The sequence below is a fragment of the Massilia luteola genome, assembly GCF_034420155.1.
GTDB classification, from domain to species: domain Bacteria; phylum Pseudomonadota; class Gammaproteobacteria; order Burkholderiales; family Burkholderiaceae_D; genus Telluria; species Telluria luteola.
Genome location: NZ_JAXOFN010000014.1, coordinates 55,383 through 68,848, shown reverse-complemented (window position 1 = coordinate 68,848; position 13,466 = coordinate 55,383). Strand labels below are relative to the sequence as shown.

Genomic DNA, 13,466 nt, shown 5'->3' with positions numbered 1-13,466 from the left:
GCGATGCGCGCCCCTACCCGGAAGTTGGTGGTGCGCGCGGCCGCGGCCCTGCTGGTGGCGAGTAGCCTGGCAGGCTGCGGCTTCGAGCTGCGCGGCTCGAACGGCAGCTACACGATGCCGTTCCACAGCATTTATCTGGGCTTCCCGGACACGTCGGCGCTGGGCACGGAACTCAAGCGCAACCTGCGCGCGACGGACCAGGTGGTCATCGCCGACAAGGCGACGGACGCCGAGGCGCAGTTCGTGCTGCTGGGCGAGACGCGCAACAAGTCCATCCTGTCGCTGAACAGCCTGGGCCGCGTGCGCGAATACCTGCTGACGTACACGCTGACGTTCAGCGTGCGCGACGCCAAGGGCGCGGAGCTGGTGGCGCCGACCGAGATCTCGCTGCGCCGGAACATGGCGTTCGACGAGACCCAGGTGCTGGCCAAGGAATCGGAAGAAGCGCTGCTGTACCGCGACATGCAGGCGGACCTCGTGCAGCAGATCATCCGCCGCCTGGCCGCGATGAAGCCGGCCACTTAACAGATAAGCGACAAAGGAAGACCATGCAGTTGCGGCCCGACGCACTCGACGGCCACCTCGCCAAGGGGCTCGCGCCCCTGTACGTGATCACCAGCGACGAGCACCTGCTCGCATTGGAAGCGGCCGATAAAATCCGCCGCGCGGCGCGCGCGCACGGCTATTCCGAGCGGGACGTGCTCACGGTCGAGCGCAGTTTCAAATGGGGCGAGCTGCTGGCCGCGAACCAGGCCATGTCGCTGTTCGGCGACAAGAAGCTGATCGAGCTGCGCATCCCTGGCGGCAAGCCGGGCAAGGACGGCAGCGCCGCGCTGCAGAACTACGCGAAGGACCTGAACCCCGACAACCTCACGCTGGTCACCTTGCCGAAGCTGGACTGGCAGACGGCCAAGGCATCGTGGGTGGCGGCGCTGCAGCAGGCCGCGGTCTACGTCGAGATCGCGAACGTGGAACGCGCGCAGCTGCCGGGCTGGATCGGCACGCGCCTGGCCGCGCAGAACCAGAGCGCGGACCGCCAGAGCCTGGACTTCATCGCCGACCGCGTGGAAGGCAACCTGCTGGCGGCGCACCAGGAGATCCAGAAACTCGCCCTGCTGTACGAGCCGGGCAAGCTGACGTACGAGCAGGTGCACGACGCCGTGCTGAACGTCGCCCGCTACGACGTCTTTAAATTGTCGGAAGCGATGCTGGCCGGCGACCCGGCGCGCCTCGTGCGGATGCTGGAAGGCCTGAAAGGCGAGGGCGAGGCGCTGCCGCTGGTGTTGTGGGCCGTCTCCGAAGAAATCCGTACGCTGCTAAAATTGAAGGCAGGGATGGCGCAGGGACGCCCGCTGGGCGCGCTGTTGAAGGAATACCGCATCTGGGGCCCGCGCGAGCGCATGATGGAACCGGCGCTGCGCAGGATCGCGCTGCCGACGCTGGAAGCGGCGCTGCAGCAGGCGGCGCAGGTCGACAAGATGGTCAAGGGCCTGCGCGCGAAGCAGTTCGCGGGCGACGCATGGGACGCGATGCTGCAGCTTGCATTGAGAATTGCATCGTAGGGTGGGCACGGGGTGCCCACCCTACGGCTGATATGAATACAGAGGAACGAAGCACGATGGACATCACCGACACCATGCAAACAATGGGCCGCCAGGCGCGCGCGGCCTCGCGCGCGATGGCGCGCGCGGACAGCGCCACCCGCAACCAGGCCCTGCTCCTGATCGCCGCCGCCATCGAGCGCGACGCCGACATCCTGCGCGCCGCCAACGCACGCGACATGGAAGCGGCGGCCGCCGCCGGCCTGGAACCGGCGCTGCTGGACCGCCTGGCGCTGTCCGACAAGGCGATCGCCACGATGGTCGACGGCCTGCGCCAGATCGTCGCGCTGCCCGACCCGATCGGCGAGATCACGGACCTGAAATTCCGCCCGACGGGCATCCAGGTGGGCCGCATGCGCGTGCCGCTCGGTGTCATCGGCATCATCTACGAGGCGCGTCCGAACGTGACGGTCGACGCGGCCGGCCTGTGCATCAAGAGCGGCAACGCCGCCATCCTGCGCGGCGGCTCGGAAGCCATCCACTGCAACCGCGCGCTCGCGGCGCTCGTGGCCGAAGGCCTGCGTGGCGCCGGCCTGCCGGAACACGGCGTGCAGGTCGTCGAGACGACCGACCGCGCCGCCGTCGGCGCCCTCATCACGATGCCGGAATTCGTGGACGTGATCGTCCCGCGCGGCGGCAAGGGCCTGATCGCCCGGCTGATGAAGGAATCCACGGTCCCGATGATCAAGCACCTGGACGGCATCTGCCACGTCTACATCGACGCCAAGGCCGACAGCGCGAAGGCGCTCCGGATCGCCATGAACGCCAAGACGCACCGCTACGGCACGTGCAACACGATGGAGACCTTGCTGGTCGCACGCGCCGTCGCGCCCACCTTGCTGCCGCAACTGGCCGCGCTGTACGCGACGAAGGAAGTGGAACTGCGCGCCGACCCGGAAGCGCTGGCGATCCTGCACGGCTACCCGCACCTGGTGCCGGCGACGGAAGAGGACTGGAGCACGGAATACCTGGCGCCTATCCTCGCCGTCAAGATCGTCGACGGCATCGATGCCGCGATCGAGCATATCAACACGTATTCGTCGAAGCACACGGACGCCATCGTCACCGAGGATTACACGGACGCGATGCGCTTCCTGCGCGAAGTCGATTCGGCCTCCGTGATGATCAACGCGTCGACGCGCTTCGCCGACGGCTTCGAATACGGCCTCGGTGCGGAGATCGGCATCTCGAACGACAAGCTGCATGCGCGCGGACCGGTCGGGCTGGAAGGCCTCACGTCGCTGAAGTACGTGGTCTTCGGCCACGGCGAGGTGCGCAAATAACCGGGGTCAGAGCCTAATGCCGTTAAGTTAAGGCCAAAAAGACCGCTCCGACTAACATCTGAGTGGCCTTTTCAAGGGCTTCGCGCGGACCTTACCGGTCCTAAACTGGCTGAAATCACGCTTAACTTAACGGCATTAGGGTCAGAGCCCGAATTTTGGAAATAGAGGGATTGCATGTATTTGTGGATCAAAGCGCTGCACATCGTCTTCATCGCCTCGTGGTTCGCCGGCCTGTTTTACCTGCCGCGCATCTACGTGAACCTGGCCCAGGAAAGCAACCCGGCCGCGGTCGAGCGCCTGCTCGGCATGGCTCGCCGCCTGTACCGCTTCACGACGATCCTCGCGGTGCCGGCGCTGTTGCTGGGCTTGTGGCTGTGGCTGGGCTTCGGCATCAAGGGCGGCTGGCTGCACGCAAAACTGGCGCTCGTGATCCTCGTCATCGGCTACCATCATGCCTGCGGATCGCTGCTGAAGAAGTTCGAGCGCGGCGTGAATACGCGCAGTCATAAATGGTTCCGCGTGTTCAATGAAGTGCCGGTCTTGTTGTTGCTGGCGATCGTGATTCTGGTCGTGGTAAAACCATTCTGACCTGAAGACTCAAACTTGCAATTGGCGGCCGGGCCTGATCCCGGCCGTTTCTTTTTAGTCAGTCGGGGTCAGAGCCCAGCCGGTGAACGGGCTCTCACCCCAATTTAGTCAGTCGGGGTCAGAGCCCACCCGGTGAACGGGGCTCTCGCCCCAATAGTCAGTCGGGGTCAGAGCCCAGCCGGTGAACCGGGCTCTCACCCCAATTTAGTCAGTCGGGGTCAGAGCCCACCCGGTGAACCGGGCTCTGACCCCGATTATGCGAAATAACGGATAAAAGGTACCCCTATGGCTTCTTATTTTTGCCCCTGCCCGCGCGGCATGGAACAGGCGCTGGCCGACGAGCTGGCCGAGATCGCACAGGCCACCGGCAGCGCGACGCTGAAGGTGCACAACCAGGTGCCGGGCGGCGTGCACTGCTCGGGCTCGGACACCGACGCATACCGCATCAACCTGCATTCGCGCATCGCGTCGCGTGTGCTGCTGCGCATCGCCAACCGCAACTACGCCAACGAAAACGACATCTACGACCTCGTGCTGGAACAGCCGTGGGAAGACTGGTTCGGCGTCGACCACACGATCCGCGTCGACATCACCGCCATCAAGTCGCCGCTGACGAGCCTCGAGTTCACGACCCTGAAGATCAAGGACGCCGTGTGCGACCGCTTCCGCGACCAGTTCGGCCGCCGCCCGTCCGTCGATACGCGCGAGCCGGACATGCGCATCGTGGGCTTCCTCGACCAGCGCAACTTCACGATCTACCTGGACACCTCCGGCGAGGCGCTGTTCAAGCGCGGCTGGCGCGAAGAGACGGGCGACGCGCCGCTGCGCGAGAACCTGGCCGCCGGCCTGCTGCGCGTGGCGGGATGGAAGCCGGGCGTGCCGCTGTTCGATCCGATGTGCGGCTCGGGCACGATCCTGATCGAGGCCGCGCAGATGGTGCAGGGCATTCCGCCCGGCGCGCGCCGCCGCTTCGCGTTCGAAAAATTCGGGAACTTCAACGCCAAGGCCTGGCAGGAGATGAAGACGGCCATCAAGCCGAACCCGCTGCCCGCCGAACCGACGATCTTCGGCTCCGACATCTCCGGCGACATGATCGCGATGACCCGCCACAACCTGCGCGCGGCCGGCATCCTGTTCGACGTCCCGCTGAAGCAGATCGAGGCGCAGCAGGTGCAGCCGCCCACCAGCCTGCCCGGCCTGCTGGTGACGAATCCGCCGTACGGCGAGCGGATCGGCGTGCGCGGCGATTCCACGATCCCGCAGGACGAGATGGCCGTCGGCTTCTACCAGCAGCTCTCCACCACGCTGAAGCAGCGCTTCGCCGGCTGGACCGTGTACCTGTTCACGGCCGACCTGGGCCTGCCCAAGATGCTGCGCCTGAAGGAATCGCGCAAGACGCCGTTCTTCAACGGCGCCCTCGAATGCCGCCTGTTCCGCTTCGACATGGTCGCCGGCTTCAACCGCCGCGACGCCGCAAAACCGAAAGACGAATAATCGATGCTGCCCGAACCCGAACCGGACAACCTGCCGAAAGACCCGGTCATCCCCGTCCCGCTGCCGGTGCCGCACAAGGTCACCATGCTGTCGGCCGGCGGCCTCGCGTCGCTGCTGGCCGCGCTGTCGATGCTGGGCCCCTTTTCCGTCGACGCCTACCTGCCCGCGTTCCCGAGCATCCAGGCGTCGCTGGGCGCGACCGGGCTGGAAGTCCAGCAGACGCTGACGGCGTACATGCTGGCCTTCGCCGTGATGTCGCTGTGGCACGGCGCGTTGTCGGACGCGTTCGGGCGGCGCAACGTGATCCTCGTCGGGCTGATCGTGTTCGCGGTCGGGACGCTCGGCTGCGCGTCCGCGCATTCCGTGCACTACCTGTGGGTCTTCCGGATCATGCAGGGCATCTCCGCCGGTGCGGGCGTCGTCGTCGGTCGGGCCATCATCCGCGACCTGTATTCGGACGCGCCGGCCGCGCGCCTGCTGTCGATGGTGACGATGATTTTTTCGATCGCACCGGCCATCGCGCCCGTGCTGGGCGGCTGGGTGGTCGCCGCGTTCGACTGGCGTTCGATCTTCCTCGGCCTGCTGGGATTTTCGGTCGTGCTGTGGTGGGTGTGCTGGCAGCACCTGCCGGAGACGATGCCGGTGGAGCGCCGCCAGCCGTTCAACCCGCGCTTCCTGGCGCGCAGCTACTGGGACATCTTCAGCTCCGTGCTGTTCCAGATGAAGTCCGGCATCGTCGCGTGCAATTTCGGCGGCATGTTCCTGTTCATCGCGGGCGCCCCCGTGCTGCTGCCCGTGCACCTGCACCTGGGGCCGTCGCAGTTCGCGTGGCTGTTCGTGCCGGCCGTGAGCGGCATCTTCCTCGGCGCGCTCGCCGCCAACCGGCTGGCGGGGAAGATGACGTTCTCGCGCCAGATCGGCATCGGCTACGCATTCATGCTGGCGGCCGTCACCGGTACCGTCACGTACCACTCGCTGCTGCCGCCGGCGCTGCCGTGGACCGTGCTGCCGATGTTCTTCTATAACTTCGGCAGCTCGATCATCAACCCGAGCGCCACCTTGCTGGCCCTCGACCTGTTCCCGCACATCCGCGGCACGGTGGCGTCGTGCCAGTCGTTCGTGACCACCTTGATGGGCGCGCTGGTCGCCGGCATCATCGCGCCGGCACTGACCCATTCGGTGCTGGCGATGGCGCTCGGCCAGGCCGCGTTCGCGCTGGCATCGCTGGCGTGCTGGATGACATCGCGCCGGTATCGCCGTTACAAGGCGCTGGCCTGAGTAAAATGCAAACTAGTATGGTTTAATTTGCGCAATGTCAATACCGTCCAATTGAGTTTTGAGTCTAAAAAGCGTCAAATTTCACGGAAAATATTGTTCCCGGCCAGAAATGTATATATGCTAAGATAAGTTTTTCATGCTTGGAATAACGATGTAAGGATTGCCTTATTCCAGGGACCGCAAGAACGAATACTGTGGCAGCCCCCGCAGGGAAGGCGGCCATCACCCCAAAAACCAAGTTGGCGGCCGTGCTTGAAACCATACATCAACCAGACCAGGACATCCGCAACCGACTGCTGATCGCGCGTTTGCCGGCTATGCCGCAGATCCTCATCAAGCTGCTCGCGCACTTGCAGGCGGACGATCTGGGCATGCCGGAGCTGGCCGCGCTGGTCGCCAAGGATGCCGGCATGACGGGCAAGATCCTCACCGTCGCCACCAGTTCGGCCTACCACCGCAACGGCCGCCAGGCCAGCCTCGAGCAGGCCATGGTGGCGCTGGGCACGGACATGATCAAGACGCTGGTCATCAGCGATTCCGTGTTCCAGACGTTCAACAGCTTCCCGAACTCCGGCACCACCGACCTGCGCGTGTTCTGGAAGAATTCGCTGACGGCGGCCGTGCTGGCGCGCGAGGTCGCGCGCCGCATCGATTATGGGCAGCCGGAAGAAGCCTATCTGGCGGGCCTGCTGCACAACGTCGGCCGCCTCGCGCTGCTGGCGACGGCGCCCAAGGAATATGCGTTCAACTTCACGGCGCGCGACGACGAGGACCTGTGCGCCGTCGAGCAGCGCACCCTGCAGATCACGCACGCCGAAGCGGGCGCCTGGCTGATCGAGCGCTGGCAGCTCGATTCCTTCCTCGCCGATTCCGTGCTGTACCACCACGAGCCGAGCGAGCGCCTGGAAGCGGCGCATCCCCTGATCCGCATCGTGCGCGTGGCCCACGTGCTGTCCAGCCACGCGAACGACGATGCCCTCGTGGACGAGGCGCGCGCCCTGTGCGGCCTCGGTCCGGACGCGCCCGACGAGCTTTTGACCCTGGCCGCGCGCCAGGTCGAGAAGGCCGCCGTCCATCTCGGCATCGACCTCGCGGGTGCCGACGACCTGCCCGCGCTGCCCGCGTTCGCGCCGCCGCCACCCGTCGACCCCGTGCAGCAGCGCCTGTCCGAAGAAGTCCGCAATCTCGTGCTGGTGTCCGAAGTCGGCCAGACGTTCGCGCGCCAGCAAGGCGAGTCGGGCCTGCTGGAAGCGATGACGCGCTCGGCGCGCATCCTGTTCGATTTCGAGAATGCCGTCGTGCTGCTGGAGAATCCGACCGGCCAGGCCCTCGTCGGCGCGCCGATCACGAACCAGCAGCGCATCGCCGAATTCACGGTCCCGCTGGCGAAGGGCGGCGCCGTCGCGCAGTCCGCGCTGGACCGCCGCCTGGGCTTCGTGCGCCGCGACGGCCGTCCGCTCGGCCTGGCGGAAGAACAGCTGCTGCGCATCCTCGGCACGGAATCGTTCGTGTGCCTGCCGCTCGTCGCGGGCGCGCGCTGCCTCGGCGTGCTGGTGGGCGGCGTCGCCGCTTGGCAGCTGCCGGCCTGCCAGAAGCGCGAGCGCTTCCTGCAGGCGTTCGGGACGCAGGCCGCGGGCGCGCTGGAGACGGCGCTGTCGGAACGGGGCCATGCGCGCCGCCAGCTCGCCCACGTCGCGGAGGAATACCGCGAGGCATCGCGCCGCGTCGTGCACGAAGTGAACAACCCGCTGTCGATCATCAAGAACTACCTGTCGGTCCTGGACAGCAAGCTGGAACGCCAGGAACCGGTCAGCGCCGAGCTGTCGATCCTGAACGAGGAGATCGACCGCGTCGGCCAGCTGGTCGGCAGCCTGACGGAGATCCAGCCGGGCGTCGCCATGTCGCGAGCCGACGGTGCCGCGCCGGCCGCGGACGTGGCGAAAGTCGTGGACGAGGTGCTGCGCCTGTTCCGCACGACGAACTTCGTCCCGGCCAACGTGGAGATCGTCGTCAGCATGCCGGACGACGCCGGCCGCGTCGACGGCGACCCGGACATCCTCAAGCAGATCCTCGTGAACCTCGTCAAGAACGCGATCGAGGCGCTGTCGGCGGGTGGCGGCCGCATCGAGATCGCCAACCGCGGCCACGTGAACCGCGAGCGCAGGCTGTACTTGGAACTGGTGGTCTCCGACACCGGTCCGGGCCTGTCGCGCGACGTGCTGGCCAATCTGTTCTCGGCCGTGAAGAGCACCAAGGAAGGTCCGCACCACGGTCTCGGCCTGTCGATCGTGCACAGCCTGGTCAAGAAGCTGAACGGGCATATCGCCTGCCGCAGCGGCACGACCGGCACCAGTTTTGAAATCCTGCTGCCGGCGCATGCCGGCGCCGGCGCACCGGCCACATCGCCGGTGCGCGCGCTTGGATCCGTATAAGGTAACAATGAATCCATTCTCCGCCAGCGCACCGTCGTCCAGCCCCCACGACACGCAAACCTCGCTCGGCAACGACCAGCCCAGGCTCCTGCTCGTCGACGATGAACCCCGCCTGCTCGCCTCGCTGTACGAGCTGCTGCAGGGTCGCGGCTACCAGCTCGTCACGGCGGCCACCGGCAGCGAAGCCCTCGCACACCTGGCACGTCTGCGCTTCGACCTCGTGCTGCTCGACCTGCGCCTGCCCGACATCGGCGGCCATGAGATCATGGACTTCATCAACGAGAAGGGCATCGAATCGGATGTCATCGTGATGAGCGGCGAGGTCGGCATCGATGCCGCCATCGGCGCGCTGAAACGCGGTGCCTACGACTACCTGCGCAAGCCGTACAGCCGCGAGGAGCTGCTGAAAACCGTGGCGAACGCGTTGAAACAACGGCGTTTGGAAGAAGCCAACGCGCGCATCGCCAACCAGCTGGAAAACTCCGAGAAGATGTACCGCTACCTGGTGGACTCTTCGCCCGACATCATCTACACGCTGAACCACGAAGGCCGCTTCACGTTCATCAACGACCGCGCCTACCAGCTGCTCGGCTACAAGCGCGAAGAGCTCATCGGCCAGCATTACTCGATCCTCGTGCACGAGGAAGACCTGGAGCGCGCGCGCTACGTGTTCAACGAGCGCCGCGTCGACGAGCGCGCCTCGCGCAACGTCGAGCTGCGCCTGAAGTGCCACGCGGGCGCCAACCAGGAACGCACGTTCAACAACACCTTGATGACGATCTCGCTGAACGCCATCGGCATGCACGTGCCCGACCAGGAGGTCAGGAAGCTCGAGTTCTACGGCACCTATGGCGTGGCGCGCGACATCACCGACCGCAAGCGCGCGGAAGAAGTGATCTCGTACCAGGCCTACCACGACATCCTGACCGACCTGCCGAACCGCATCCTGTTCAAGGACCGCCTCGGCCTCGCCGTCATCCAGGCCAAGAGAAAACAGACGGAACTCGCCGTCATGTTCATCGACCTGGACCGCTTCAAGCTCGTCAACGACACGCTCGGCCACGTGAAGGGCGACGAGCTGCTGCAGCAGGCCGCCGGCCGCCTGAAGGAATGCCTGCGCCGCGGCGACACGCTGGCGCGCCAGGGCGGCGACGAATTCACGATCGTGCTGCCCGAGCTGCGCGACCGCGACGACGCGCGCATGGTGGCCGACAAATTCCTCGAATGCCTGCAGGACCCGTTCGACCTGGATGGCCACGCCGTGCACATCTCGGCGTCGATCGGCATCGCGATCTATCCGACCCACGGCGAATCGATCGACGAGCTGCTGCGCCACGCCGACATCGCCATGTACCAGGTCAAGGGACAAGGCAAGAACGGCCACGCGTTCTACGACCCGACGATGCAGGACGTGTCGCACCAGAAGATCGCGCTGGAACAGAGCCTGCGCCGCGCGCTCGAGAACAACGAGCTCGAGATGTACTACCAGCCGCAGATCGACGCGATCAGCGGCCGCATCGTCGGCGCCGAGGCGCTGATGCGCTGGAACCACCCTACCCGCGGCATCGTCTCGCCGGGCGAATTCCTGCCGTTCGCCGAAGAGAACGGGCTGATGCTGCCGATCTCGGACTGGATGATCGGCGCCCTGTGCCGCGACATGCTGCAGTGGAAGAACATCGGCGGCAACCAGGTGCGGCTGTCGCTGAACCTGTCGCCGCAATACCTCGACCGCGGCGACTTCTTCGAAAAGATGCGCGGCGCGCTCCTGCGTTACGGGATCGCGCCGAGCCAGATCGAAGTCGAAATCACCGAGAACATCTGCATCCGCAATCCGCAGCACGCGATCGAGCAGTTGAACAAGCTGGGGCAGCTGGGTGTGTCGGTGGCGATCGACGACTTCGGCACCGGCTATTCGTCGCTCGCTTACCTGCACCGGTTCCCGGTCCACACGATCAAGATCGACCAGTCGTTCGTCAAGGAGATCCACGACGAGCACGGGCACTATCCGGTCGTCCTGGCGATCATCTCGATCGCGCGCGGCCTGGGCCTGAACCTGGTCGCGGAAGGCGTGGAGACCGATTCGCAGGCCCGCTACCTGCGCTCGAACGGCTGCCTGACGATGCAGGGCTATCTGTATCACCGCCCGATGCCGCTGCCGCGCTTCATCGACGTGCTGCGCGGGCAGGGGCTGCCGACGGGCGCGTCGAACGTGCTCGCCTTCCAGGCCTGATGCGCCATGTCCCCCAGCGAGATCGAGGCGCGTCACACGGCTGAGTTTTTGCGGGTAAAGGCGCTGGCCGAGCGCGGCGTCGCCAGCGCCCAGCACAGCCTGGGCTTCATGTACGTGAACGGCCAGGGCGTGCCGCGCAACCATGAGCTGGCCGTCGCGTGGTATCGCATGGCCGCGGACAGCGGCCTCGAACAGGCCCAGTACAACCTCGGCGTGATGTACCAGAAGGGCCAGGGCGTGGCGCAGGACCTGGGCCAGGCGTTATATTGGTATCGGCAGGCGGCCGAGCAGGGCTACGTCCAGGCCCAGTACAACCTCGGGTGGCTGTACGCGAAGGGACAAGGCACGCCGGCCGACGTGCACGAAGCGCTGCGCTGGTTCGTCAAGGCGGCCGGGCAGGGCGACCCCGGCGCGCAGCACAACCTGGGCATGATGTACGAGGGCGGCAAGGGCGTCGCGCAGGACGTCGCGCAGGCCGTCGACTGGTATCGCAAGGCGGCAGAACAGAATTACGCGCGCTCGCAGTTCAATCTCGCGCTGCGTTACGACAGCGGCCAGGGCATCGCACGCGACGTCCAGCAGGCCATCCACTGGTTCCGCAAGGCCGCCGAGCAGGGTTACGCGCCGGCCCAGTTCAACCTCGGTCTCCGTTACGACAAGGGCCAGGACCTGCCGCAGGACAGCGAGAAGGCGATCCTGTGGTATGGCCGCGCCGGAGAACAGGGCCACGCCAGTTCGCAGTTCAACCTGGCGCTGATCTACGATGCCGGGCACGGCGTCGCGCGCGATGCGCAACTGGCGCTGGCGTGGTTCCGGCGCGCGGCCGAGCAGGGGCACGCCGCGGCGCAGGACAACCTCGGGCTGCGCTACGAACATGGGCAGGGCGTCGAGCAGGATTACGCCGCGGCCGCGCACTGGTTCGCACTGGCGGCCGCGCAGGGCTTCGCCGGCGCGCAGTATCACCTCGGGCAGCTGGTCGACGCGGGGCACGGCGTGCCGCAGGACACCGCGATCGCGCTGGACTGGTATCGCAAGGCCGCCGAACAGGGCCACCTGCGCGCGCAATTCGACCTCGCGTTGCGCTACGAAAGCGGCAACGGCGTCGCGCAGGACGAGCGCGAAGCCGCGTACTGGTATCGCAAGGCCGCCGACCAGGACTACGCGCCGGCCCAGTACGCGCTGGGTCAGCTGCTCGACCGCGACGACACCGGCACCGTCGATCCGCGCCAGGCCACGCTGTGGTACCGCAAGGCGGCCGAGCAGGGCCATGCGCTCGCGCAGTTCGCGCTGGGCCTGCGCCACGACAGCGGCCACGGCGCCGAGCGCGATTACGAGGCCGCCCATTTCTGGTATCTGTGCGCCGCGCGCCAGGGCCATGCGCGCGCCCAGTTCAACCTCGGCGTGATGTATGCGGCGGGGCAGGGCGTGCCGACCGACCTCGTGGAAGCCTATGCGTGGCTGCACCGCGCCGGCGCCGCCGGCGTCGCGCCGGCCGCCAACTACATCCAGCGCCTGGCGGCGCGCATGGAACCTGCGCTGCTGGCGCAGGCCAACGGGTACATCGGCGCTGCGTAGGGCGGGCACCCCGTGCCCGCGCGTGACGTATGCGGCGTGTTGGCGCTACGCGTGGGCGGAGGCCGCCCACCCTACCGCAACGTCTGCGCGAGAAAGCTTTCGATCGCGTCCGAACTCGCCGTCGGCGCGCTCAGGTGGGGGCAGTGCCCCACGTTGTCGATCACACGTAACGTGCTGCGCGCCAGGTGGCGATGCAGCCAGTCTCCCACTTCGCGCGGCACGATCAGGTCGTCGCTGCATTGCAGGATCAGGGCGGGCACCGTCGAACGGGGCACGTCGGCGCGGACATCGGCGCGGAAGGTCACGCGCGCGAAATGCTTGGCGATGGCGGGATCGTTGCGGCAGAAGCTGCGCGTCAGTTCCTGTCCCAGGTGCGGCTGGTTGGGCGCGCCCATGATCGCGGGTGCCATCTTGTGCGACCACTCGAGGAAATTGGTCTCCATCGAGTCCAGCAGGCCGTCGATGTCTTCGGGGTTGAAACCGCCTACGTAATCGCCGTCGTTGGTGTAGCAGGGCGAGGGGCCGACCAGGACCTGGCCCACGAAGCGCTGCGGCGCCGCGATCGTCGCCAGCAGGCCGATCGACGCGCCGACCGAGTGCCCGACGACGATGCTCGGGCCGGCCGCACAGGCGTCGAGAATCTCCAGCAGATCCGTGACGTGGCCTTGCAGGCTGCCGTACTTCGTGCGGTCGTAGGCGGACCAGTCGGAATGGCCGCTGCCCGTCAGGTCGTACAGCACGACGCGAAAGCGGTCCGCGAAAGCCGGCGCCAGGTAGCGCCACATGGTCTGGTCGCAACCGAAACCATGCACGAAGATCATGGTCGTCGGTCCTGAACCGGTCACGTGGACATTGTTGCGAAACTGTACAGACATGGTGATTCCAGGCTTGGTGCGATCCTCCGATATTAACATTGTGAAATAACGGACGTCGGATTAAACAACGGTCGGGCCGCATCGGCGAACACGGTGCGTTCGCGCACGGC

10 protein-coding genes are annotated in these 13,466 nt (G+C 66.4%); 9 read left to right on the top strand and 1 reads right to left on the bottom strand.

Going from position 1 to position 13,466, the window contains the following annotated elements; all coding sequences use genetic code 11:
• Positions 1-3: 3 nt before the first annotated feature.
• From U9J41_RS15515 to U9J41_RS15475, 9 genes are all read left to right on the top strand, one after another.
• Positions 4-525: an LPS-assembly lipoprotein LptE gene (locus U9J41_RS15515; protein ID WP_322403090.1), complete on the top strand. Its 522-nt coding sequence runs from the start codon at positions 4-6 to the stop codon at positions 523-525.
• Between the two features lie 23 nt (positions 526-548).
• Complete coding sequence (holA, locus tag U9J41_RS15510; protein WP_322403089.1) at positions 549-1,562, top strand: DNA polymerase III subunit delta; 1,014 nt, start codon at positions 549-551, stop codon at positions 1,560-1,562.
• A gap of 56 nt (positions 1,563-1,618) precedes the next feature.
• Positions 1,619-2,884: a glutamate-5-semialdehyde dehydrogenase gene (locus U9J41_RS15505; protein WP_322403088.1), complete on the top strand. Its 1,266-nt coding sequence runs from the start codon at positions 1,619-1,621 to the stop codon at positions 2,882-2,884.
• 174 nt (positions 2,885-3,058) lie between these two features.
• The gene (locus U9J41_RS15500; protein WP_322403087.1) at positions 3,059-3,472 is read left to right on the top strand and encodes a CopD family protein; all 414 of its coding nucleotides are present in this window, start codon (positions 3,059-3,061) and stop codon (positions 3,470-3,472) included.
• A gap of 285 nt (positions 3,473-3,757) precedes the next feature.
• Positions 3,758-4,966, top strand: coding sequence for a THUMP domain-containing class I SAM-dependent RNA methyltransferase (locus tag U9J41_RS15495; RefSeq protein WP_425260520.1), 1,209 nt, complete (start codon positions 3,758-3,760; stop codon positions 4,964-4,966).
• Positions 4,967-4,969: 3 nt separating this feature from the next.
• The gene (locus U9J41_RS15490) at positions 4,970-6,244 is read left to right on the top strand and encodes a multidrug effflux MFS transporter (protein WP_322403086.1); all 1,275 of its coding nucleotides are present in this window, start codon (positions 4,970-4,972) and stop codon (positions 6,242-6,244) included.
• 317 nt (positions 6,245-6,561) lie between these two features.
• Positions 6,562-8,676 (top strand): HDOD domain-containing protein, encoded by a 2,115-nt coding sequence (locus tag U9J41_RS15485; protein ID WP_322403085.1) that lies wholly within the window; start codon positions 6,562-6,564, stop codon positions 8,674-8,676.
• Positions 8,677-8,683: 7 nt separating this feature from the next.
• Positions 8,684-10,906 carry a putative bifunctional diguanylate cyclase/phosphodiesterase gene (locus U9J41_RS15480; protein WP_322403084.1) on the top strand — a complete coding sequence of 741 codons (2,223 nt, stop codon included), beginning with the start codon at positions 8,684-8,686 and terminating at the stop codon, positions 10,904-10,906.
• 6 nt (positions 10,907-10,912) lie between these two features.
• Positions 10,913-12,481, top strand: coding sequence for a tetratricopeptide repeat protein (locus U9J41_RS15475; RefSeq protein WP_322403083.1), 1,569 nt, complete (start codon positions 10,913-10,915; stop codon positions 12,479-12,481).
• Between the two features lie 71 nt (positions 12,482-12,552).
• On the opposite strand, the gene U9J41_RS15470 is transcribed toward U9J41_RS15475, so the two are convergent.
• Positions 12,553-13,356 carry an alpha/beta fold hydrolase gene (locus tag U9J41_RS15470; protein WP_322403082.1) on the bottom strand — a complete coding sequence of 268 codons (804 nt, stop codon included), beginning with the start codon at positions 13,354-13,356 and terminating at the stop codon, positions 12,553-12,555.
• Positions 13,357-13,466 lie beyond the last annotated feature (110 nt).

Excerpts from the sequence above, each read along its gene's own strand:
- U9J41_RS15515 (WP_322403090.1), top strand. The coding sequence starts at position 4 with ATGCGCGCCCCTACCCGGAAGTTGGTGGTGCGCGCGGCCGCGGCCCTG.
- holA (WP_322403089.1), top strand. The coding sequence starts at position 549 with ATGCAGTTGCGGCCCGACGCACTCGACGGCCACCTCGCCAAGGGGCTC.
- U9J41_RS15505 (WP_322403088.1), top strand. The coding sequence starts at position 1,619 with ATGGACATCACCGACACCATGCAAACAATGGGCCGCCAGGCGCGCGCG.
- U9J41_RS15500 (WP_322403087.1), top strand. The coding sequence starts at position 3,059 with ATGTATTTGTGGATCAAAGCGCTGCACATCGTCTTCATCGCCTCGTGG.
- U9J41_RS15495 (WP_425260520.1), top strand. The coding sequence starts at position 3,758 with ATGGCTTCTTATTTTTGCCCCTGCCCGCGCGGCATGGAACAGGCGCTG.
- U9J41_RS15490 (WP_322403086.1), top strand. The coding sequence starts at position 4,970 with ATGCTGCCCGAACCCGAACCGGACAACCTGCCGAAAGACCCGGTCATC.
- U9J41_RS15485 (WP_322403085.1), top strand. The coding sequence starts at position 6,562 with ATGCCGCAGATCCTCATCAAGCTGCTCGCGCACTTGCAGGCGGACGAT.
- U9J41_RS15480 (WP_322403084.1), top strand. The coding sequence starts at position 8,684 with ATGAATCCATTCTCCGCCAGCGCACCGTCGTCCAGCCCCCACGACACG.
- U9J41_RS15475 (WP_322403083.1), top strand. The coding sequence starts at position 10,913 with ATGTCCCCCAGCGAGATCGAGGCGCGTCACACGGCTGAGTTTTTGCGG.
- U9J41_RS15470 (WP_322403082.1), bottom strand. The coding sequence starts at position 13,356 with ATGTCTGTACAGTTTCGCAACAATGTCCACGTGACCGGTTCAGGACCG.